This window comes from Streptomyces sp. NPDC048338 (genome assembly GCF_043201055.1).
GTDB lineage: Bacteria > Actinomycetota > Actinomycetes > Streptomycetales > Streptomycetaceae > Streptomyces.
Genome location: NZ_JBICYQ010000013.1, coordinates 60,050 through 81,447 on the forward strand (window position 1 = coordinate 60,050; position 21,398 = coordinate 81,447).

General features: G+C 72.8%; 22 protein-coding genes. 11 read left to right on the forward strand and 11 right to left on the reverse strand.

Going from position 1 to position 21,398, the window contains the following annotated elements; all coding sequences use genetic code 11:
* Positions 1-135: 135 nt before the first annotated feature.
* Both ACGFZF_RS27845 and ACGFZF_RS27850 read left to right on the forward strand, forming a co-directional pair.
* Positions 136-1,527 carry an amino acid deaminase gene (locus ACGFZF_RS27845; protein ID WP_393558487.1) on the forward strand — a complete coding sequence of 464 codons (1,392 nt, stop codon included), beginning with the start codon at positions 136-138 and terminating at the stop codon, positions 1,525-1,527.
* A gap of 16 nt (positions 1,528-1,543) precedes the next feature.
* Entirely contained in the window at positions 1,544-3,169 is a 1,626-nt protein-coding gene (locus tag ACGFZF_RS27850; RefSeq protein ID WP_393558489.1) for an amidohydrolase family protein, read from the forward strand.
* A gap of 97 nt (positions 3,170-3,266) precedes the next feature.
* On the opposite strand, the gene mptB is transcribed toward ACGFZF_RS27850, so the two are convergent.
* Together mptB and ACGFZF_RS27860 are read right to left on the reverse strand one after the other, a co-directional pair.
* Entirely contained in the window at positions 3,267-4,760 is a 1,494-nt protein-coding gene (gene mptB / locus ACGFZF_RS27855; RefSeq protein WP_393558491.1) for a polyprenol phosphomannose-dependent alpha 1,6 mannosyltransferase MptB, read from the reverse strand.
* A gap of 116 nt (positions 4,761-4,876) precedes the next feature.
* Positions 4,877-5,344 carry a hypothetical protein gene (locus ACGFZF_RS27860; protein WP_393558493.1) on the reverse strand — a complete coding sequence of 156 codons (468 nt, stop codon included), beginning with the start codon at positions 5,342-5,344 and terminating at the stop codon, positions 4,877-4,879.
* Between the two features lie 138 nt (positions 5,345-5,482).
* On the opposite strand from ACGFZF_RS27860, the gene ACGFZF_RS27865 reads away from it, so the two are divergent.
* Together ACGFZF_RS27865 and ACGFZF_RS27870 are read left to right on the forward strand one after the other, a co-directional pair.
* On the forward strand, positions 5,483-6,694 hold the full coding sequence (locus tag ACGFZF_RS27865; RefSeq protein WP_393558495.1) for a pyridoxal phosphate-dependent aminotransferase: 1,212 nt from the start codon (positions 5,483-5,485) through the stop codon (positions 6,692-6,694).
* An 80-nt stretch (positions 6,695-6,774) separates the two neighbouring features.
* Complete coding sequence (locus ACGFZF_RS27870) at positions 6,775-7,167, forward strand: hypothetical protein (protein ID WP_393558497.1); 393 nt, start codon at positions 6,775-6,777, stop codon at positions 7,165-7,167.
* A 246-nt stretch (positions 7,168-7,413) separates the two neighbouring features.
* On the opposite strand, the gene ACGFZF_RS27875 is transcribed toward ACGFZF_RS27870, so the two are convergent.
* Positions 7,414-9,237, reverse strand: a complete 1,824-nt coding sequence (locus ACGFZF_RS27875; RefSeq protein WP_393558499.1) for a phosphoenolpyruvate carboxykinase (GTP) — start codon at positions 9,235-9,237, stop codon at positions 7,414-7,416.
* A gap of 217 nt (positions 9,238-9,454) precedes the next feature.
* On the opposite strand from ACGFZF_RS27875, the gene ACGFZF_RS27880 reads away from it, so the two are divergent.
* Positions 9,455-10,150, forward strand: coding sequence for a hemolysin III family protein (locus ACGFZF_RS27880; RefSeq protein WP_393558501.1), 696 nt, complete (start codon positions 9,455-9,457; stop codon positions 10,148-10,150).
* 35 nt (positions 10,151-10,185) lie between these two features.
* Positions 10,186-10,794: a TetR family transcriptional regulator gene (locus ACGFZF_RS27885; RefSeq protein WP_393558503.1), complete on the forward strand. Its 609-nt coding sequence runs from the start codon at positions 10,186-10,188 to the stop codon at positions 10,792-10,794.
* 42 nt (positions 10,795-10,836) lie between these two features.
* On the opposite strand, the gene ACGFZF_RS27890 is transcribed toward ACGFZF_RS27885, so the two are convergent.
* From ACGFZF_RS27890 to ACGFZF_RS27900, 3 genes are all read right to left on the reverse strand, one after another.
* On the reverse strand, positions 10,837-11,835 hold the full coding sequence (locus ACGFZF_RS27890) for a glycoside hydrolase family 26 protein (protein WP_393558505.1): 999 nt from the start codon (positions 11,833-11,835) through the stop codon (positions 10,837-10,839).
* 1 nt (position 11,836) lies between these two features.
* Positions 11,837-12,391 (reverse strand): vitamin K epoxide reductase family protein, encoded by a 555-nt coding sequence (locus ACGFZF_RS27895; protein ID WP_356599951.1) that lies wholly within the window; start codon positions 12,389-12,391, stop codon positions 11,837-11,839.
* A gap of 106 nt (positions 12,392-12,497) precedes the next feature.
* Positions 12,498-13,001 (reverse strand): DUF5949 family protein, encoded by a 504-nt coding sequence (locus ACGFZF_RS27900; protein WP_393558507.1) that lies wholly within the window; start codon positions 12,999-13,001, stop codon positions 12,498-12,500.
* A gap of 211 nt (positions 13,002-13,212) precedes the next feature.
* Between ACGFZF_RS27900 and ACGFZF_RS27905 the strand changes: the two genes are divergently transcribed.
* Both ACGFZF_RS27905 and ACGFZF_RS27910 read left to right on the forward strand, forming a co-directional pair.
* Positions 13,213-13,692 carry a tyrosinase family oxidase copper chaperone gene (locus tag ACGFZF_RS27905; protein WP_393558509.1) on the forward strand — a complete coding sequence of 160 codons (480 nt, stop codon included), beginning with the start codon at positions 13,213-13,215 and terminating at the stop codon, positions 13,690-13,692.
* Positions 13,676-14,542, forward strand: a complete 867-nt coding sequence (locus ACGFZF_RS27910; RefSeq protein WP_393558511.1) for a tyrosinase family protein — start codon at positions 13,676-13,678, stop codon at positions 14,540-14,542. Before ACGFZF_RS27905 ends, ACGFZF_RS27910 begins: the two co-directional genes overlap by 17 nt.
* Before the next feature lie 55 nt (positions 14,543-14,597).
* Here the strand turns inward: ACGFZF_RS27910 and ACGFZF_RS27915 are convergent, their stop codons facing one another.
* The 5 genes from ACGFZF_RS27915 to ACGFZF_RS27935 form a co-directional block, all read right to left on the reverse strand.
* Complete coding sequence (locus ACGFZF_RS27915; protein ID WP_393558513.1) at positions 14,598-14,864, reverse strand: chaplin; 267 nt, start codon at positions 14,862-14,864, stop codon at positions 14,598-14,600.
* A gap of 315 nt (positions 14,865-15,179) precedes the next feature.
* Positions 15,180-15,644: a hypothetical protein gene (locus ACGFZF_RS27920; protein ID WP_356599236.1), complete on the reverse strand. Its 465-nt coding sequence runs from the start codon at positions 15,642-15,644 to the stop codon at positions 15,180-15,182.
* Between the two features lie 217 nt (positions 15,645-15,861).
* Complete coding sequence (locus tag ACGFZF_RS27925; RefSeq protein ID WP_393558515.1) at positions 15,862-16,128, reverse strand: hypothetical protein; 267 nt, start codon at positions 16,126-16,128, stop codon at positions 15,862-15,864.
* 252 nt (positions 16,129-16,380) lie between these two features.
* Complete coding sequence (locus ACGFZF_RS27930) at positions 16,381-16,815, reverse strand: hypothetical protein (RefSeq protein ID WP_393558517.1); 435 nt, start codon at positions 16,813-16,815, stop codon at positions 16,381-16,383.
* Between the two features lie 259 nt (positions 16,816-17,074).
* Positions 17,075-17,314 carry a chaplin gene (locus ACGFZF_RS27935; protein ID WP_356599242.1) on the reverse strand — a complete coding sequence of 80 codons (240 nt, stop codon included), beginning with the start codon at positions 17,312-17,314 and terminating at the stop codon, positions 17,075-17,077.
* A 397-nt stretch (positions 17,315-17,711) separates the two neighbouring features.
* On the opposite strand from ACGFZF_RS27935, the gene ACGFZF_RS27940 reads away from it, so the two are divergent.
* Genes ACGFZF_RS27940 through ACGFZF_RS27950 form a run of 3 tightly spaced genes read left to right on the forward strand, consistent with a single transcriptional unit; the run spans position 17,712 to position 21,398 of the window.
* Positions 17,712-18,779, forward strand: a complete 1,068-nt coding sequence (locus ACGFZF_RS27940) for a DUF3344 domain-containing protein (RefSeq protein WP_393558519.1) — start codon at positions 17,712-17,714, stop codon at positions 18,777-18,779.
* 49 nt (positions 18,780-18,828) lie between these two features.
* A complete protein-coding gene (locus tag ACGFZF_RS27945) occupies positions 18,829-19,941 on the forward strand; it encodes a glycosyltransferase (protein WP_393558522.1) in 1,113 nt (370 codons plus the stop codon).
* Positions 19,938-21,398, forward strand: coding sequence for a sugar transferase (locus tag ACGFZF_RS27950; RefSeq protein ID WP_393558524.1), 1,461 nt, complete (start codon positions 19,938-19,940; stop codon positions 21,396-21,398). Before ACGFZF_RS27945 ends, ACGFZF_RS27950 begins: the two co-directional genes overlap by 4 nt.

Below are 21,398 nucleotides of genomic sequence, written 5' to 3' on the forward strand. Positions count from 1 at the left end.
TCGCGCTCCTCGTGGGTCGTGCGGGTCCATTGACCCGCCGTCGGCCCGGATGTTAGACAGCATCAAGCGATATGCGCAATGACTGTTGCGCATGATGCAACACGCAAGGCAAACGCCACTGATGGAGGAGGCCCCGTGCCCGCCGACCAGACCGCCGACCCGGCCGCCGACGACGCAGGCGGGGAGGCCGCGGCAGACACCGCCGGAGCGCCGGCCGCTGATCCGTCCCTCGCCCGGGCCGTCGCCCGGGCCGTCCGCGCCGCCGAGACGCTCGCCGACGAGCGCGTCGACCACCGCTTCAAGGCCCTGCCGCCGGACGCCGAGGGTCTGACCGTCCGCGAGCTGGCCGCCCAGCGCCGCAACCTCTTCAGCGGCGGCTTCACCACGCCCGTCCTCGCGCTGTCGGCCGAGTCCCTGGAGCACAACCTCCGCCTCCTGGAGACCTACGCCGAGCGCCACGGACTCGCGTTCGCCCCGCACGGCAAGACCTCGATGGCCCCTCAGCTCTTCGCCCGCCAGCTGGTCCACGGCGCCTGGGGCATCACCGCCGCCGTCCCCCACCAGGCCCGCGTCTACCGGGCGCACGGCATCGCCCGGATCTTCCTCGCCAACGAACTCGTCGACGCCGCCGCGCTGCGCTGGCTCGCCGCCGAACTCGACGCCGACCCGGACTTCCGCTTCCTCTGCTACGTCGACTCCGTGCGCGGGGTCGAGCTCATGGACGCGGCACTCACCGAGGCCGGGGCCCGCCGCCCCGTCGACGTCGTCGTCGAGCTCGGCGCCGGGGACGGAGCCCGGACCGGGGCCCGTACGGAGGCCGACTGCACCGCCGTCGCCGACGCGGTCGCCGCCACCCGCACCCTGCGCCTGGCGGGCGTCGCCGGCTACGAGGGCGAGGTCCCCGACGCCACCGCCGCCCGCGTCCGCGCGTGGCTGGACCGGCTCGTCGCACTCGCCGCCTCCTTCGACAAGGCCGGCCGCTTCGCCCCCGAGCTCGGCGAGATCGTGATCAGCGCGGGCGGCAGCGCCTGGTTCGACACCGTCGCCGACGTCTTCGCCGGGATCCCCGCCCTCTCGCTCCCCGTCCTCAAGCTGCTGCGCTCCGGCGCGTACGTCTCCCACGACGACGGCCACTACCGCCACCTCACCCCCTTCAACCGCATCCCCGAGGAGGGGGCGCTCCAGCCCGCCTTCCGGCTCTGGGCCCAGGTCGTGTCCCGGCCCACGCCCGAGCAGGCCTTCACCAACGCGGGCAAGCGGGACGCGGCCTACGACCTGGACCTGCCCGAGGCCCAGGTGGTCCGCTCCGGACGCGACGGATCCCGGCGCCCCGCCACCGGCATCACCGTCACCGGACTGTCGGACCAGCACGGCTGGGTACGGACCGGACCGGAGGCCGAGCTGGAGGTCGGCGACTGGCTCGGCATGGGCCTGTCCCACCCGTGCACGTCGTTCGACAAATGGCAGCTGATCCCGCTGGTCGAGGCGGACGGCACCGTCGTCGACTACATCCGCACCTTCTTCTAGGACACAGGAGCCCGTCATGGATCTCGTCTTCCGCGACGCGGAGGTCGTCGACGGCGGCGGAGGCCCGTCCTACCGCGCCGACGTCGCCGTCGAGGGCGGCCGGATCGCCGCGATCGTCAAGGAGGGCGCGGCGGCCGGCTGCCAGCGCCCCACCGCCCGGCGGGTGGTGGACGCCGAGGGCCTCGCCCTGTCCCCCGGCTTCATCGACATGCACGCCCACAGCGACCTCGCGCTGCTGCGCGACCCCGACCACAGCGCCAAGGCCGCGCAGGGCGTGACCCTCGAAGTGCTGGGCCAGGACGGCCTGTCGTACGCGCCGGTGGACGACCGGACGCTCGACGAGGTCCGCCGGACGATCGCGGGCTGGAACGGCGACGGCTCCGACATCGACTTCGACTGGCGCACGGTCGGCGAGTACCTGGACCGGCTCGACCGCTCCCACGGCGGACAGGGCATCGCGGTGAACGCCGCCTACCTCGTCCCGCAGGGCACGGTCCGGATGCACGTGGTCGGCTGGGAGGACCGCCCGGCCACCGACGCCGAGCTGGACCGGATGCGGCGGCTCGTCGCGGAGGGCCTGGAGCAGGGCGCCGTCGGCATGTCGTCCGGCCTCACCTACACCCCGGGCATGTACGCGGCGGACTCCGAACTGACCGAACTGTGCCGGGTGGTGGCCCGGTACGACGGCTACTACTGCCCGCACCACCGGTCGTACGGGGCCGGGGCGCTCCGGGCGTACGAGGAGATGGTCGCCCTCACCCGCGACGCCGGCTGCGCGCTCCACCTGGCCCACGCCACGATGAACTTCGGCGTGAACGAGGGGAGGGCGCCCGACCTGCTGGCGCTCCTCGACGGGGCGCTGGACGGCGGCGCGGACATCAGCCTCGACACCTACCCGTACACCCCCGGCTGCACCACGCTCGCCGCGATGCTGCCGAGCTGGGCGAACGAGGGCGGCCCGGAGGCGGTGCTGGCGCGGCTGCGGGACGACGGGACGGCGGAGCGGATCCGCCACCACCTGGAGGAGACGGGCTCCGACGGCTGCCACGGCGTGCCGATCGAGTGGGACACGATCGAGATCTCCGGCGTGGGCGATCCCGGGTTCGCGTCGTACGTGGGCAGGACGGTCCGGGAGTCCGCGGACGCCCTGGGCGAGGCCCCGTGGACGACGGCACGCCGGCTGCTGCTCGGCGACCGGCTGGCCACGTCGATCCTCCAGCACGTCGGCCACGAGGAGAACGTCCGCGCGATCATGCGGCACCGGGTGCACACGGGCGGCTCGGACGGCATCCTCCAGGGTTCCAAGCCGCACCCGCGGGCGTACGGCACCTTCCCGCAGTACCTGGGCAGGTACGTGCGCGAGCTGGGTGTGCTGTCGCTGGAGGAGTGCGTGGCCCATCTGACCTCGCGCCCGGCGGCCCGGCTGCGGTTGCCGGACCGGGGTCTGGTCCGCGAGGGGCACCGCGCGGACCTGGTGCTCTTCGACCCGTCGACCGTCGCGGCGGGCTCTACCTACGCGGACCCGCGGACCCTCCCGGTGGGGATTCCGCACGTGCTCGTCGACGGCAGGTTCGTCGTCGAGGACGGCCGGCGCACCGACGTGCTCGCCGGGCGCGCGATACGGCGCACGCCGACGGCCTGATCCGTCGGAAGACGGGCACGGGTCCCCGGTCCGCCCGCGGCGGCGGGTCCTCCCCGGACGCGGCGCGCGGCCGGGTCCCGTCCCGGGCGGACACCCCCTACGCGGTCCGCCGCTCCGGGACCCCGGTCGGGACGGGCGTCGCGGGTTCCGGCCCGGGGGCCGCGGGCCAGGGCTCGCGCCGCGTCCACAGCAGGCCGAGGACCAGCACGGCACCCGCGAGGACGAAGCCGTAGGCGGGCGTGTGCCCCGAGGGCTGGGTCTCGTACGTCAGGGCCGCCGACAGCACGGCGAGGAACTGTCCCAGGCGGGTGTGCCAGGCGACGGCGGCCACGACGGCCGTGCCCCACAGCAGGTACCAGGGCTGCACCATCGGGGAGAGCGCGACCAGGGCGAGCAGCGAGATCCCGAGCCCGAGGACCGGGTCGGTCCGCCCCTGCCAGGCCCGGCGGGCCAGGACGGCGATGACGGCCAGGGCGGCGGCCAGACCCAGCTTCTGCACCGCGCCCTTGACCGGTTCCGGGTCGTCCGCGACGAGCAGGCCGAGACCGAGACCCAGGTCGCTGGTCACCGAGAGCGCGGTGTGGATGGTCCCGGCGACGCTCTGGGTGCGCAGCCAGCCGAACCCGGTGCCGGCCGCGAGCGTCGCCGCGGCGGCCACCCCGGCCGCCGTCAGGCCCGGCAGGACGAGGCCCTTGACGAGCCCGCGCGCGCCGTGGCCGCGCGCCATCGTCGCGCCGACGAAGAGCAGGGCCACCGCGGCCGGCGATTTGATCATCATGGCGAGTCCGACGAGCACGCTGCCGAGCACCCAGCGGCCGCGCGTCGCGAGGACGACGCCGCCGAGCATCAGGCCGATCATGAGGCCGTCGTTGTGGAGGCCGCCCACGACATGGATCAGGAGCAGCGGGTTGAGCACGGCCAGCCACAGGGCCCCGGAACCGTGGTCGCCGGCGCTCCCTTCGGCGCGTTCCGCGGGGCGGCCGTCGGCGGCGGCGCGCCCGGCCGCCGTCACGGCCCACGCGATCAGTGCCACCGCGCCGAGCGCGAGCAGTCGCATGCCGAGGACCGCGGGGACGACGGCTCCGTCCGTCAGCCGCACCACGGCCTGGGCGAGGACCAGGAAGACCGGGCCGTACGGGGCGGGCGTGTCGGTCCAGTGGCCGCCGACGCTCGCCGCCGCGTCGGCGCCGAGGTCGCCGGGTCCCAGGACGGAGGGGCCGGCGCCGTAGACGTCGTGGCCTTCGAGGACCATCGCACCCTGGGCGATGTAGCTGTACACGTCGGCGCTGTGGAGCGGTGGTGCGAGGAGGAGCGGCGCGGTCCAGGCGGCCAGGGTGCCCAGGGTCCGCCGGGTGCCGGGCGCCTCGCCCGCGGCGAGGAGGCGGCCGTACCGCCACCAGGCGGCGAGCAGCAGGGTCAGGCCGAGGTACGCGAGGACGGCGCCGGCCACGGTGGGCAGGGACCCGCGCGGTTCCCACAGCCCCGCGCCACCGCGTGCGGGCAGGGTCCCGGCCGTCCATCCTCCGACGGCGACGGCGAGCGACCCGACGGCGCCGAGCCATCGGGTTCCGGTCGCGCTGAAAGCCCACATGACGGGTCAACCTATCCTGGCTCCGGCCCGCGGGCCGGAGCCGAGGGGCCGCGGGACGGCTCCCGGTCCGGCGGGGTGCGTGTCCCGGTCCGGCGGGGTGCGGGGCGCGGGAGCCGCTACTTCGGCCGCTTCGTGGCGCCCGGCGCCACGCCCGACTTGCCGGGCCGCCCGTCGGAGTCGGCCGTCGCCGTGGCCGTCGCGGACCCGCCGGTGGTGCCGGACCCGGCCGGGGCGGAGGCGGTGGCGCTCGGCGTCGTGGAGGCCGGCGCCGAGGAACTCGCCGTGGCCCGCGTCCCGGGGGTGCCCGTGCCCGCCTCGTCCGCGGAGCCGGAGTCCGAGCCGTCGTCGCCGGTACCCGAGACGTCCGGCTGGATCAGTGCCGGCGCTCCGCCGCGGTCCCCGTCCGGGATCGCCGCGCCGTCGGCGGGCGCGGAGCGGAAGGCGCCGGAGACGAAGGCGCCGAGAAGGCCGAGGCCCACGACGGCCCCGCCGCCGAGCACCCACGGCAGGCCCGGCCCCCGTCGCGTGGAGGCGTGACGGCCCCGGGGTCTTCGCGCGCCGTCGACGCCGTTGTCCTGACTCATGAGGGCGGATTCTAGGGAGAGGGGAGCCCGCCGTGCGAGCCGCGTCACATTCCGGACAAAGGGCCGACGCCCGCCCGCACCGCCCGACGTGTCCCAAAACACGAGGCGCCCCGCCCCACCCGGCCGTAAGCTCTCGACATGCAGGTGATCCAGTCCACGAAGCTCGCCAACGTCTGTTACGAGATCCGGGGCCCGGTGCTCGAAGAGGCGATGCGGCTGGAGGCTGCCGGTCATCGCATCCTCAAGCTGAACACGGGCAATCCCGCCGCCTTCGGTTTCGAGTGCCCGCCCGCGATCCTCGAGGACGTCCTGCGCAACCTCGCCGAAGCCCACGGCTACGGGGACGCGAAGGGCCTGCTCTCGGCCCGGCGCGCGGTGATGAGCCACTACGAGACCAAGGGCATCCCGCTCTCCGTCGAGGACATCTACCTCGGCAACGGCGTCTCCGAGCTGATCCAGATGTCGATGCAGGCGCTGCTCGACGACGGCGACGAGGTACTCGTCCCGGCGCCGGACTACCCGCTGTGGACCGCCTCCGTCTCGCTCGCCGGCGGCACGGCCGTGCACTACCGCTGCGACGAGCAGGCGGACTGGATGCCGGACCTGGCCGACATCGAGCGGAAGATCACCGACCGCACCAAGGCGATCGTGATCATCAACCCGAACAACCCCACGGGTGCCGTCTACGACGACGAGATGCTGCGGTCGCTGACCGAGATCGCCAGGCGCCACAACCTGGTGGTCTGCTCCGACGAGATCTACGACAAGATCCTCTACGACGGCACGACGCACACCCCGACCGCCGCCATCGCCCCTGACCTGCTCGTCCTCACCTTCAACGGCATGAGCAAGAACTACCGGGTGGCCGGCTTCCGGTCCGGCTGGCTCGCGGTCTGCGGCCCCAAGGCCCACGCGTCCTCGTACATCGAGGGGCTGACGATCCTCGCCAACATGCGGCTGTGCGCCAACATGCCGGCGCAGCACGCGGTGGCGGCGGCCCTCCAGGGCCGGCAGTCCATCGAGGACCTGGTCCTGCCCGGCGGGCGCCTGCTGGAGCAGCGGGACACGGCGTACGAGCTGCTGACGCAGATTCCGGGCGTGACCTGCGTGAAGCCGAAGGGCGCGCTGTACCTCTTCCCGCGCCTGGACCCGAGCGTCTACAAGATCAAGGACGACCGGCAGATGGTGCTCGACCTGCTGCGGGCCGAGAAGATCATGGTGGTCCACGGCACCGGCTTCAACTGGCCCGAGCCGGACCACTTCCGGATCGTCACACTGCCCAGCGCTCCGGACCTGGCGGACGCGGTGACCCGGATCGGGAGCTTCCTCGACGGGTACGGGCAGCCCTGACCGCCCACCATTCGGACCCGACTCAACTTTAGACAGATTCCAAGCTAGGATGGCTCCAGAGCTACTCAGGAGGCCGTCCCATGTACGAACCGATCCGCACCAAGTCGGTCCACCGGATGGCCGACGACGCCCCCGACGCGTACCCGCACCGCTCCCGCGAGGAGGAGCTGGACATCCAGCTCGCCGGACACCTGGCCGCCCTGCTCGCCGTCACGGACGAGCTGGGGGACGCCGAGGCCGGTGACCTCATCGCCGCGCAGGTGGCCCGGCTGCGCGGGGCACCGCCGGCCCGCCACGCGGGTCTGACCGGCTCCTCCACCGCGGCCCTGCACCGCCGCGCGCACGCGCTGGCGGGCCGCGCCCTGGTCGTCGCCGCCTCCCGGGCGGACACGGCCGCCGCGATCCTCGCCGCCGAGCGCATGGACGCGCACGCCGCGGCGCTGGCCTCCACCCCGCTGGTCGCCGCCCCCTGACGGCCCCGGTCCGCGCGCCCCGGAGGCCCGCGGACCGGGCGCCACCCACCGCTCCGGCGGGCCCGTTCCGGGCCGCGGGGCCGGCCCCGCGCACGCCCGGACCGTCTCGCGGAACCACCCCCGGACACGTCACCGGCCCCCGAAGCCGTGAGGGGGCTTCGGGGGCCGGTATTCGTGACGAGCCGTTCGTGACCCCACTGGTCAGGGCGGTGTTCGGGGCGACCCGCCACGAGTCTGTGCGGGGATCTAGCCCAGGCGCTCGACCAGCGCGCGGTACTCGTCCCACAGTTCCTTCGGCGTGTGGTCACCGAAGGTGTTCAGGTGCTCGGGGACCAGGGCGGCCTCCTCGCGCCAGACGTCGCGGTCGACCTTGAGCAGGAACTCCAGGTCCTCGTCCGCCAGGTCCAGGCCCTCGGTGTCGAGGGACTCCTTGGTCGGCAGGATGCCGATCGGGGTCTCGACGCCCTCGGCCTTGCCCTCCAGGCGCTCCACGATCCACTTCAGGACGCGGCTGTTCTCGCCGAAGCCCGGCCACACGAACTTGCCCGCGTCGTTCTTGCGGAACCAGTTCACGTAGTAGATCTTCGGGAGCTTGGCCGCGTCGGCTTCGGCGCCGACCTTGACCCAGTGGGCCATGTAGTCGCCCATGTTGTAGCCGCAGAACGGCAGCATGGCGAAGGGGTCGCGGCGCAGCTCGCCGACCTTGCCCTCGGCCGCGGCGGTCTTCTCGGAGGCGACGTTCGCACCGAGGAAGACGCCGTGGTTCCAGTCGAAGGACTCGGTCACGAGCGGGACGGCGGAGGCGCGGCGGCCACCGAAGAGGATCGCCGAGATCGGCACGCCCTTCGGGTCCTCCCACTCCGGCGCGGCGATCGGGCACTGCGCGGCGGGGACGGTGAAGCGGGCGTTCGGGTGGGCGGCCGGGGTGTCGGACTCCGGCGTCCAGTCGTTGCCCTTCCAGTCCGTGAGGTGCTTGGGCGCCTCTTCGGTCATGCCCTCCCACCACACGTCGCCGTCGTCGGTGAGCGCGACGTTCGTGAAGACGGCGTTGCCCCAGAGGGTCTTCATGGCGTTGGCGTTGGTGTGCTCGCCGGTGCCGGGCGCGACGCCGAAGAAGCCGGCCTCGGGGTTGATCGCGTAGAGGCGGCCGTCCTCGCCGAAGCGCATCCAGGCGATGTCGTCGCCGATGGTCTCGACGGTCCAGCCGGAGATCGTGGGCTCCAGCATGGCGAGGTTGGTCTTGCCGCAGGCGGACGGGAAGGCGGCCGCGACGTACTTCGCCTCGCCCTGCGGCGGGGTGAGCTTGAGGATCAGCATGTGCTCGGCCAGCCAGCCCTCGTCACGCGCCATGACGGAGGCGATGCGCAGGGCGTAGCACTTCTTGCCGAGCAGGGCGTTGCCGCCGTAGCCGGAGCCGTAGGACCAGATCTCGCGGGTCTCGGGGAAGTGCGAGATGTACTTGGTGCTGTTGCAGGGCCACGGCACGTCGGCCTCGCCCTCGGCGAGCGGCGCGCCGAGGGTGTGGACGGCCTTGACGAAGAAGCCGTCGGTGCCGAGCTCGTCGAGGACGGCCTGTCCCATGCGGGTCATGGTGCGCATGGAGACGGCGACGTAGGCGGAGTCGGTGATCTCGACGCCGATCGCGGAGAGCGGCGAGCCGACCGGGCCCATGCAGAAGGGCACGACGTACATCGTGCGGCCCTTCATGGAGCCGCGGAAGATGCCCTTCTCACCGGCGAAGATGTCCTTCATCTCGGCCGGGGCCTTCCAGTGGTTGGTCGGCCCGGCGTCCTCCTCCTTCTCGGAGCAGATGAAGGTCCGGTCCTCGACGCGCGCGACGTCGGTGGGGTCGGATGCGGCGTAGTACGAGTTCGGGCGCTTGACCGGGTCGAGCTTCTTGAAGGTCCCCTTGGCGACGAGTTCCTCGGACAGACGCTCGTACTCGGCCTCGGATCCGTCGCACCAGACGATGTCGTCCGGCTGCGTGATCGCCGCGATCTCGTTGACCCAGGAGACGAGCTCCTGGTGCTGGGTGGGGACGGTGGTGGGAGCCGCGTTGTCGCGCGCCACGATTGCTCCTTGATGAGGGGTTTTTAGATATATGCCCCTTGGGGGCTGCGACCCGGATGCTTCAGGGGATGACCCTTTTGCCACGCGTCCGCTCATCCGGTGCCGACCGCACTCATTTGATCATCCGATGGAAGTGCCCATATGTCCAGAGGGCCGCACACGTGAGCATCGCCACTCTCATCCGGGACCTACGGGGCCGTAGGTAGCATTCGGTCTCATGACTGCAGCCGCGCCGGAAGCGAACCGGACAGAGCAAGCCGAGCTGACCGCGTCCTTCCCGCTGAAGCCCCGGCTCAGAGGCTGGCTGCACGCGGGGATGTTCCCCGCCGTGGTCGTCTCCGGGCTCGCCCTGGTCGCCCTGTCGGACTCCCCCCGCGCCCGGCTCGCCTGCGGCGTCTACGTCCTCACGGCCTGCCTGCTCTTCGGCATCAGCGCGCTCTACCACCGCGGCACCTGGGGCCCGCGCGGCGAGGCGATCCTCCGCCGGCTCGACCACGCGAACATCTTCCTGATCATCGCGGGCACCTACACCCCGCTCACGCTGCTGCTCCTGCCGGACTCCACCGGGCGGCCCCTGATGTGGGCGGTCTGGGTCGCGGCGACGGCGGGCATCGCCTTCCGGGTCTTCTGGGTGGGCGCGCCCCGCTGGCTGTACACGCCCTGCTACATCGCGATGGGCTGGGCGGCCGTCTTCTTCCTGCCGGACTTCATGCGGGCCGGCGGCATCGCGGTCCTGGTCCTCGTCGTCGTCGGCGGACTGCTCTACAGCGCGGGCGGCGTGATCTACGGGATCAAGCGGCCCAACCCGTCCCCGCGGTGGTTCGGCTTCCACGAGGTCTTCCACTCGCTGACCCTGGCGGCCTTCATCGTGCACTACGTCGGCATCTCGCTGGTGGCCTACCAGCACGCGTAGCGACGTCCGGCGGATCATGGCCCAGAATGACGGCCATGGTCGCCGAACCCGCCCCCGCACCCCGGCTCAACCTGCGCGAACGCAAGAAGCTGCGCACCCGCGCGGAGATCCGGAAGGTCACCTATCGGCTCGCCGCCGAGCAGGGCTGGGACGCCGTGACGATCGAGCGGATCGCCACGGCCGCCGAGGTCTCGCCCTCGACGGTCGTGCGGTACTTCCCGGTCCGGGAGGACATCGTCCTCACCGACGAGAAGGACGCCGTCCTCGCCGCCCGGCTGCTGGCCCGCCCCGCCGCCGAGCCTCCCCTGGAGTCGCTGCGCGCCGTCCTCCTCGACGCGGTCCGCACGGCACTGGCCGAGGAACCGGCGGAGACCCGGCTGCGGGCCCGGCTCATGGTGGAGATCCCGGCCGTACGCGCCCGCCTCACCGAGACCACCGCCGAGACCGCTCAGATGCTCGCCCGCGCCCTCGCCGAGCGCACCGGCCGCGACGCCGACGACCTGGAGGTACGGGTCTTCACGGCGGCGGTCCTGGGCGCGCTGCGCGAGGCGACCGTCTTCTGGGCCGAGCGCGGCCAGGCGGACGACCTGGTCCCGCTCCTCGACCGCACCGTCGACACCCTCCGGGACGGCCTGTCCCTCTGACCGCCCGCCGGACCCCGCGGCCCCGCGCCGGGAACGTCGTCCTCAGAGTCCGGCCCGGACCACCTCGGCCGACGCCGGATTGTCCGGACAGCCCCACACGCCGTGCGGGCAGTAGTCCGTGAACGTCTGGTAGACGGGCCGGTGCCGGGCGAACCAGTCGAGCATGCCCCGGACGTACGCCGGGTTGTCGCCGTTGCGGAAGAGCCCCCACTCCGGATACGACACGGGCTTGCCGTGGGCCGCCGCGAACCGCACGTGGTCCGCGAGCCCGAGGTCCTCCGACACCTGCCCGGCGAAGCTCAGCCCCTCCGGCTGGTCGTAGGCGTCCATCCCGATGATGTCGACGTGGGAGTCGCCCGGGTAGCACCGCGTCCAGTCCACCGCGTCCCGCCCGCGGCTCACCGTGAAGTCGAAACGGAACCGCTGCCCCGGCACGGCCCGCAGCACGTCCACGACCCGCCGCCAGTACGTCCGCCAGGTCTCCGGGTCCGGTCCGCAGCGATGGCTGTACGTGGTGCCGTTCATCTCCCAGCCGAGGACCAGGATCGCGTCGCCCAGCCGGTGCGCGACGAGCCGCTCCCCCAGGGCGCGGAAGTGCCCGTCGTACTCCCCGGCCGCCCCGCGGCCCAGCCCCGCCCGCACCTCCTCGTCCGGCAGGCCCTCCTCGCTGCGGTCGAGCAGCGGGACGTTCAGCACGAACAAGCGCCCCGGCCGCTCCTCCTTCCAGCGCGCCCACGGCTCGAACAGGGCCGGGTGGCCCTCGATGTTGGACCAGCGGTCGCCCGGCAGGTAGGTGTGCCCCACGGTCAGGGATGTACCGCCGAGCCAGGTCTGCAGCTCGTCGAGGCGACGTATCCCGGCCTCGTCGGAGCCGGTGAAGAAGCCGGACGGAACGTTCACCGGCCCCTGAACGGCGGGTCCGTCCGGTGTGTCCGAGCCCCGCCTGTCGTGGACCAGCACCAGGAGCGCCGCCACGAGCGCGAGAACGACCGCGAGCAGCACCATGGCCGGTGCCGCCCGCGGCCGCGTGAAGGGGGTCACGTCAGCTGGTCCAGAAGTCCCACCAGCGGGTCAGGATGAGCATCCCGATCACCCCGGCGTGCAGGACGGGCAGCGCGAAGGTGAAGTCCTCGAAGAACCCCTTCAACGCGGCCGGGGCGGGCAGCACACCGGAGCGGACGTTGTGCGAGGTCACGTACCAGAACATGACGAGAGTGGCCGTCCAGGCCAGGCAGCACCACAGGCACAGCGAGTTGATCTCGTACAGCGACTGGTACATCAGCCAGGTGCAGAACCCGACGCCGAAGAGCATCCCGGCGTTCAGCCCCAGCCAGAACCAGCCCCGGTAGCGGGCACCGGCCAGCAGCCCGGCGCCCACGGCGACGACCACCGCGTACGTGACGAGGCCGAGCATCGGGTTCGGGAAGCCGAACACCGCCGCCTGCTCGCTCTTCATGATGTTGCCGCAGGAGACGACCGGGTTCAGGCTGCAGCCCGGCGTGAAGTTCGGGTCCTCCAGCAGCTTGAACTTGTCGATCGTGATGACCCACCCGGCCAGCACGCCCGCCGCGCCGGTGACCATCAGCAGCCAGGCCATGCCCCGGCCGGCGCCGACGCCTCCGTCGCTCTCCCGGGCCCGTTCCCGCCGCCGGGGCGGTGCCTCCCGTACGTTCGCCGTCGCCATGACGCCGCCCCCTGTCCGCTCAGCCCTGCAGTCGTCGCACCGGGAGCTGGATGTGCGCCGCGGAGGCCACGACCTCGTCGTCCGTGACGAAGGCCCGCAGCCGCTCCGGCGAGACGGGCTCGCCGGGCGTGGCGTCCGGCCAGGGGCGCACGGGAAGGATCAGGTAGACGTACCCGTGGTCGTGGGCGGCCGCCTCCCACTCCGCCGGAACGGGGCACTGCGCCTTCATGAAGGGCAGCGTGAGCACGGCCCGCCGGGCCTCGACGAGCAGGTGCGCGCCGGTCCCCCGCTCCTCCGAGGCGTCGACCACCCGGTCCCCGAGCGGCAGGCCCATGCCCGCCAGGGCCGTCCGCAGCGCCTCCTCGCCGGCCGCGGGTCCGTCACTGCCGTCCCCGAGCGAATACACCATCAGGAAAGGGGTGACGGGCGCGTCGTCGGTGGGCCCGGTGGTCCACGGAACGACGGTGAGCGTTCCGAACGGAGAGGCACTGCGCGCCGGGGAAACGACATTGGGTGTGGTCATGAATCCGGATGCTAATGGCCCACGACCCCTTGTCCGCAGCGGCGTTCACTCGATCGGCCGACACCAGAGCAGGAGAATTTCGGTGCGCCCCCTCCAGAACACGTGTGCACGGAAACGAATCGCCGGCGGAGTCGTTGGGCCCAGGGGGCATTCGCTGCCCTTCGTCGATTCCGTCGATTCTCCGATTCCGCAGACACCAGGGAGTTCACCCGTGATCGCCGACGAGCCGGTCAGGCGCCTCTCGCGCCGTACCGCACTGCGCGCCCTGTTCACCGTGGCCGTCGCCGCCTTCACCGGCGGGGCGCTCGCGCGGATCGCCGGCACGCCCGCGTCACCGCGCGGCGGGCGCGCCCCGGCCGGTGCGGGGGGATCCGGCACCGGGGACGCCGGCACGAGGGGCGGCACCGTCGGGGCCCTCGCCTTCGACGAGATGTACCGGGGCCGCCGCATCCAGGCGCGCCGGATCCCCCGGAGCGGCCCCGTCGAGGTCCTGGTCGACGGCCGGCCGCTCCACCTGATGCGGCGCGCCGACGGCAGCTACCTCAGCGCCGTCGACCACTACGAGTCCTGTCCGACGCCCCTGGCGGCCACCCGGGCGGCCGTGGACCAGCTGGGTTCCGCCCCGCTGTCCCGGTACGCCGCCGGCCACGGCGTCCACCAGGGAGGGAGCCCGCGTGACCTACACGCGTAAGAACCAGCGCGATCTGACCGGCGCCGAGCGGCGGAAGTTCGTCGCCGCCGTCCTGGAACTCAAGCGCCGGGGAACGTACGACGACTTCGTCCGCACGCACATCGACTACTACTCCACCGACGGCGACAACCGGCTCCGCCTGGCGCACATGGCCCCGAGCTTCCTGCCCTGGCACCGCCGGTTCCTGCTGGAGTTCGAGCGGGCGCTGCGCCGGATCGACCCGACGGTGACCGTGCCGTACTGGGACTGGACCCGGGACAACACCCCGGCGGCGTCGCTCTGGGGCGAGGACTTCCTGGGCGGCAACGGCCGCCGCGGCGACCTCCAGGTGACGACCGGACCGTTCGCCTACTCCGGCGGGCGCTGGACCGTGACGCACGGGATGACCGAAGGCAGGTTCCTGACCCGGGACTTCGGGCGTCCGCAGAGCCCGATCGCCCTGCCCACCCGCACCGAACTGGACGCGGTCATGCGGGAGACGGTGTACGACGTGGCGCCGTGGAACTCCACGAGCCGCTCGGGATTCCGCAACGCCCTGGAGGGCTGGGGCCAGGGGCGCGGCAACGACCGCTTCCGCATCCACAACCGGGTGCACCGCTGGGTCGGCGGTCTGATGCTGGGCGGCGCCTCGGTCAACGACCCGGTCTTCTGGCTGCACCACTCGTTCGTCGACCTGCTCTGGTCCCGCTGGCAGGCGCGCAACCCGCGGGCCGGCTACCTGCCGGCGGACCCGCCGCAGCTGGGCGATCCGCAGTACCGGCGCGTCGCCGCCCGCGACGAGGCGATGGGGCCGTGGAACATCACCCCGGCCTCGATGCTCGACCACGGCACGCTGTACCGCTACGCATGACGAGAGCGTCCCCCCGGCCGGTGGCCGGGGGGACGCTCCGAGGGTGCGGGGTGACTCAGCCGCCGTAGCCACCGTCGTGGTGGTCGATGTTCGCGCAGCTGTTGCCGAACGTCGGGTTGAGCAGCCCGATCACGTTCACGGTGTTGCCGCAGAGGTTGATCGGCACGTGGACCGGAACCTGCACGACGTTGCCGGACGCGACACCGGGCGAGTGGGCGGCAGCGGCCTGGGCACCCGAGTCGGCGACGGCCATGCCGGCTCCGCTGAGGGCAACGGCACCCGTGCCGGCGAGGACAGCGGCAGCCTTCGCGATGCGAGACATCAAGAACTCCTTGGACGTGGAAAGCCGACCGCGAGTACCACGGCCGTCATTCCCCTTCAACGCCTCAGTCGCGCCCGAGTCACGGCCGTTACGCCGGATGATGAAGAGGCGCAAGGGAAAGCCCGCAGAATCGTGGTCCGCCCACCGTCGGATACGGCGGAGCGAGCATTCGATTCTGCGGGCCGCGGCCATGCGACAAGCCTTCCGGTGTAACGAGCAACGACCCCTCAAGTGGCGGGGAAGAATCGTGCCTTCACCCGCCGGGTCATTGGTCGTACAAAAGACCACACCGCCGGGGGGCGTTCCGGACGGCTCTCAGGACTGCGCCAGACCCAGCCGGGAGTCCAGCGCTCCGGTCGCCGCGGGGGCCAGAACGCCGATCTCCGGGACCGCGAGGTCCGGCAGCCCGAGGCGGTCGCCGCGGGGCGCGACGACGGGGTTGCCCACGGTGGCACCCGGGGTGGCCGCGGCCATCTCGGAGCGCGGCGTGGTGAACAGCGCCTTCCCCGGCTCACTGCCTTCGAGGACCTCGGGCAGCGGGGCGGCCACGACGGTCTCCGGCAGCGTGCTGCCGACCGGCAGGCGCGGCAGGGTGACGTCCGGCAGACCGGCGCCCTGCTGGAAGCCGGTGGGTGCGCCCGGCACCGGCAGCGGGACACCGGTCGCCACCGTGGGGGCGTCCATCGGGATCACCGGCTCCAGGCCCTGGAGCGGGACGACCACGGGTGCGTCCGCGGCCACGGCCGGGGCGGCCATGGCGGCGGAGGCGAGAGCGGTCATGAGGATTCCCAAGCCGGCATGAGATCGCAGGTTCATTACTGCGTACGCCCTTCAGAGCAGGTGGAGACGGAGCGGTGGAGCTGTGGATCGGTCAACGAGGCCCATGGAGGCGACGTCGCGGGGATTCGCCTGAGTGCAGCAACGTCAAGGGCCCCCGAAGGTGAGAACCGGGGGGCCCTGGTTGACACCGCGTCAGCACGGCTTGCCGTGGCAGGTGTCAGCCGCCGAGGGGGAGGCCGCCGAGGAGCGGCGCGGCCTGGCCGGTCTCGTTCAGCTGGTTCGCGGTGTCCTGCACGGTCTTGACCACGGAGCCGTCGGTGGTGCTGCTCAGCGAGTCGGTCTTCAGCCCGTGGCTGGTGAGCGCCCCGAGACCGCCGTCGAGGCTGGTGGGGGTCGCCATCGTCTCGGCGGCCATGGCGGGGGCGGCGACGCCCAGGGCCATGACCGAACCGGCGACGACCGCGGCAACCTTCGTGGGCTTCATGGGGAGTCCTTCCTGATCTTGCGTCACAGAGCGAACAAGTCACGTGCTGTACAAGCCTCTTGGCCGATTCCTACACGTCGTTCCGCTTTCTGTAACGAGAGGTGTGCTCCCCGGAAACTCCGGGAGGAGGGATTTCTCGACACTGCACCCGAATGACGGGAGCCGGTGTGATGTCCCGATCGGACGTACGGCCGCGCCGCGCCGGCCCGGCGGGACCGGGACCGGCGCGGCGCGGGACCGCGGGCGGGACGACTACCCGACGGGCAGCGGCAGCGGCGGCGTGGCGGGCAGCAGCGGAGGCGTCACCGGGGGCGCGGCCGGCGGCTCAGGAGCCGTGACCGGAGGTCTCGCGGGCAGCTCCGGGGTGGCCACCGGGAGCGTGGGGAGCGCCGGCAGGCCGGGCAGGGCCGGCGCGGGCAGCCCGCCGAGCACCGTGGCCACGACCGAGTCGACCAGCGATGTCAGGGTCGCCGCGACCTGCGGTACGAGGCCGCCGGAGCCGATCGCGGCCAGCAGTGCGGCGTCCGCCGGCGCCACGGCGGCGGGGGTGACCGGCGCGGCGCGACCGGTGACGACGGCCGAGGGGGACGTGTGGTGTGTGTCGGCGAAGGCGGGTCCCGCCGTACCGAGGGTGATCGCGGCGGATATCGCCAGGGCAATGATGTGGCGTGATGCCAGGGGACGCATATGTGTTCCTTTTCCGCATGCGTCGGACAACTTCCCCCTCACCGTGCCTGCGGCGATAGCGCTCCGCAACGGGAGAACTACGGAACGACATCCCTCCGTTCGAGTGAATCCGCCTCCCCGGCCTGCTCCTCCGAGGGGCGTACGCCGTTGCACCGAACGGCGCACGAGGGTGCGTCCGAACGAGCAGAAGGCCGGCGCGCCACACCCGGGGACGGGGTGGCGCGCCGGCCTCGGAAGGACCGCGATCCGGCGTGCGAGATCAGGCGTTGACGCAGGTGTTGCCGAAGGTCGGGTTCAGGGCGCCGATGACGCTGACGGTGTTGCCGCAGAGGTTGACCGGCACGTGGACCGGAACCTGCACGACGTTGCCGGACAGGACGCCCGGGGACTTCACGGCCGCGCCCTCGGCGAGGGAGTCGGCGGAGGCGACACCGGTCGCACCGGCGACGGACGCGGCGACACCGACGGTCAGGACGACAGCCTTCGTGATACGGGACATGGAGAAACACTCCTCGATTGTTTTCAGACCACTTGGAACGGTTGACCCGGACGGTCGGTGCGGACGGATTCGCCCGACTCCCTCAACAACGCGCCCCCAATTCATTGGTTGCTCTCCCGAACGGGTGACGTTCAACCGATCTTTGGGTCGGCACTGGGCCATCGGAGCGAGTGGGCACGGAAAGGCGCAACACGCCCAACGAGGAACCTGCCTCATGGATACGGAAGTTAGCGTTCGCGAGCATCTAATGCTTAGTATCGCCCGGCGTTGGGGTTATAACGTTCCCGAACGTCGCTTCCGGTACGACCGCGCGGACATCGTTTTCGCGAGGCCGAATCCTCACTCTGCCCCGAACTTCACGGGTGTCTTGCTTCTCTCATCAAAGCGGAGAACCTGTATGCGGAATTCAGCGGTTCTTGCTGTACGCCGCGGCCTGATGTGCGCCCTGACGTGCGCGGCCCTGTCCGCCGCGCTGCCGGCCGCATCCGCCGTGGCACCCCGGCCTCGGGAAGCCTCCGAACTCCCCTTCGCCCCGCGGTACCGGGCGGTCCAGCACGGCGGGATCGTCCGCGCCGCGAACTCCTCGGCCGCGGCGGGCAAGGACGCCAAGGGCCCCGCGACCGCCAACGACGGCTTCGACATCGGGTACGTGGACGTCGACGACAACCCGGACACGTACAACTCCAGCCGCGCCGCGGTGCCGCTGCCCGCCGGGGCCGAGGTCACCTACGCGCGCCTCTACTGGGGCGGCAACCTGCGGGTCGGCGAGCAGAAGCCGCCCGCGGACAACGGCCGGGTGCTGGTCGCCGAGCCGGGCGGCTCGTACAAGGCCGTGCTCGCGGACACCACGGTCGGCCATCGCACGGCGGACGGCGCGGACGCCTTCCAGGCGTCCGCGGACGTCACCGACCTGGTCCGCTCGGCCGGGCCGGGACTGTGGACGGTCGCCCAGGTCAACGTGGCCATGGGCCGTTCCCCGGTGGGCGGATGGGGTGGCTGGACGCTGGTCGTCGCGTACGAGAACACCGTCGAGCCGCTGCGCCGGCTGACGATCTGGGACGGCTTCGAAACGCTCGGACCCGGCGACACGGCTCTCCGGGTGCCTCTCGACGACTCGTCATTCGCGAAGGGCTCGGGCGGAAAACTCGGCATGATCGCCTATGACGGTGACCGGGGAACTCCGGGCGATTACCTGGCGGTGGAAACAGGCACGTCGAAGGGTGTTCCGCTCTCCGATCACGCCAATTCCGCGAACGACGTGATGAACTCCAGCATCACCGATTTCGGAACCAGTCGGATCGAACGACTTCCCGCTCATCAGAACACCCTGGGGTACGACTCCGACGTCTTCGATCTGGGGGGTCCGCTGCGCCATGGAGCCGACCGAATCCACGTCCGTTTCGGCACCCGGCGGGACACCGTCTGGCTCGGGGCTCTCTTCCTCCAGGCGGACGCCCGGGGCTGACGTGCGGACTTCACGGGGGCACGGCCCGCTCCCCTCCACCGTGCTGCACGTGGTCCAGCCCGGCGACGGCGGCGTGGCCCGGGTCGTCACCGACCTGGTGCGGGCCCAGCTCGGCGCGGGACTCCGGGTCGCCGTCGCCTGCCCTCCCGGGACGCCGCTCGACGCGGCCGTCCGGGCCGAGGGCGCGCCGGTGCACGCCTGGCGGGCGGGGCGCGACCCCGGCCCGGGGCTGGTCCGGGAGTCCCGCGACCTGGCCCGGCTGATCCGCGCCGCCCGCCCCGCGCTCGTGCACGCGCACAGCGCCAAGGCCGGGCTGTGCGCCCGGCTGGTCCTGCGGGGGCGCGTCCCGACGGTGTACCAGCCGCACGCCTGGTCCTTCGAGGCGGCCGACGGCGCGGTGGGCGCGCTGGCCCGCCGCTGGGAGCGGTGGGCCTCCCGCTGGACGGCGCGGATCGTCTGCGTCAGCGAGGCCGAACGGGATACCGGGGAGCGCGCCGGTGTCCGGGCGCCGTGGTCGATCGTTCACAACGGTGTGGACGTCGCCCGGTTCGCGTCCGGAGATCCCGGCAGGACCGAGGTACCCGCGCCCCGGGAGACCCCCGGGCCGACCGTCGTCTGCGTCGGCCGGCTCTGCCGCCAGAAGGGACAGGACACGCTGCTCGCCGCCTGGCCCGCCGTACTGGCCCAGGCGCCGACGGCACGGCTGGTGCTGGTCGGTGACGGTCCGGACGCCGCACGGCTGCGGGCCGCCGCGCCCCCGTCGGTGCGCTTCACCGGAGCCGTCGAGGACACCGCGCCCTGGTACCGGGCCGCCGACCTGGTCGTCCTGCCCTCCCGCTGGGAGGGCATGGCCCTGGCGCCGCTGGAGGCCATGGCGAGCGGGCGGCCGGTCGTGGTCAGCGACGTGGACGGGGCACGCGAGAGCCTGCCGCCCGGCCACGCCCCCGTGTGCCTGGTCCCGCCCGAGGACCCGGCCGCGCTCGCCGCCGCCGTCGGCCGCCTTCTGGGCCGGCCGGGGCTGCGGGAGTCCCTGGGCCGGGAGGCCCAGGAGCACGTACTCAGCAGATTCGATGTGCGGCGCACCGGCGCGGCCGTCGCGGACGTGTACCGCGAGCTGGCCGGAGTGCGGTGCACCGAGCACAGAGAGCCGATGTCGCAGTGACCACGGAAAGCACCAGCATCCCCTCCTCGCCGGGCCCCTGGCCCTCGGCGGGCCAGGGCTCCGCCCCCTCTCTCGCCTCCCTCGCCCCGCAGCGCGGCGCCCCGGGCCGCACGGCGACGCGCCCGCGCCGCCGGGTCCCCCGGCGGCGGTTCACCGCGCTGCCGCTGGTCGCGGCCGACGTGATGGCCGTCCTGGTCGCCGCCGGGCTGCTGCCCGACCCGCGGAACGGGACCAGGCTGCTCCTGCTGGTCACCGGCTGCGTCGTCGTCCTCCACGGCCACGCGGGGATGTACCGGCCCGGCACCCTGGCCGTCGCGCTCGACGAGCTGCCCGCGCTGGCCGCCCGCGCCGGGTTCGCCTGGTGCCTGGCCGCGGCCGCCGTCGCCGCGTACTCCCCCGCCACGGCGATCGGCCCGGTGCCGCTCGCCGCCGCGTTCGCCGCGCATCTGACCGTCGTGTGCCTGCTCCGCGGCCTGGTGCACGCCCGCAGGCGGCGGACGCACCGGGCGCGTCCACGGTCGGCGCTGGTGATCGGCGGGGCGGCCGCCGCGCGCCGGTTCGCGGCGGCGGTCGGCCAGCATCCGGAGTACGGCATGCGGCCGGTCGGGATCGTCGGCACCCGGCCGGACATCGGGGCGCCGCAGTCGGGCGCGGAGCCCGGGCTGCCGGTCCTGAGCACCACGGAGGAGGTCCACCGGGCCGTCATCCAGAACGCGGTCCGCGACGCGGTGTTCCTCACCGACGACCCCGGTCTCGTCGCGCTCTTCCAGCAGTACGGGTGCACGACCTGGCGGGTGGGCGGGGACCGGCACGGCGGCCCGATGAGCGACCATCTGTGGGGCTACGGCTGCCGGCGGCTGGTCCCGCCCTCCGAGCGGCGCGGACGGGCCGCGAAGCGCGCGCTCGACCTGGCCGTGGCGGTCCCGGCGTCGACGCTGGTGCTGCCCGTGCTGCTGGTGTGCGCGCTGGCCGTGCGGCTCTCCGACGGTCCGGGGGTGCTCTTCCGGCAGGAGCGGGTGGGGCAGAACGGACGGCTGTTCACGCTGCTGAAGTTCCGCACCCTGCGCCCGTCCGACGAGACGGAGTCGGCCACCCGGTGGAGCGTCGCCAACGACCGGCGGATGAGCGCGGTGGGCAACTTCCTGCGGCGTTCCTCGTTGGACGAGCTGCCCCAGCTGTGGAACGTGCTGCGGGGTGACATGAGTCTGGTCGGGCCGAGGCCCGAACGGCCCTACTTCGTCGCCCAGTTCAGTCGTATCCACGCCGGCTACGCGGCCCGGCACCGGATGCCCGTCGGGCTCACCGGTCTGGCGCAGGTGCACGGGCTGCGCGGCGACACCTCGATCGAGGACCGCTGCCGCTTCGACAACCACTACATCGATCACTGGTCGCTCTGGCAGGACGTCCGCATCCTCCTGCGGACCGCGGCCGGGCTCGTCCGACCGGCGGGGAGCTGA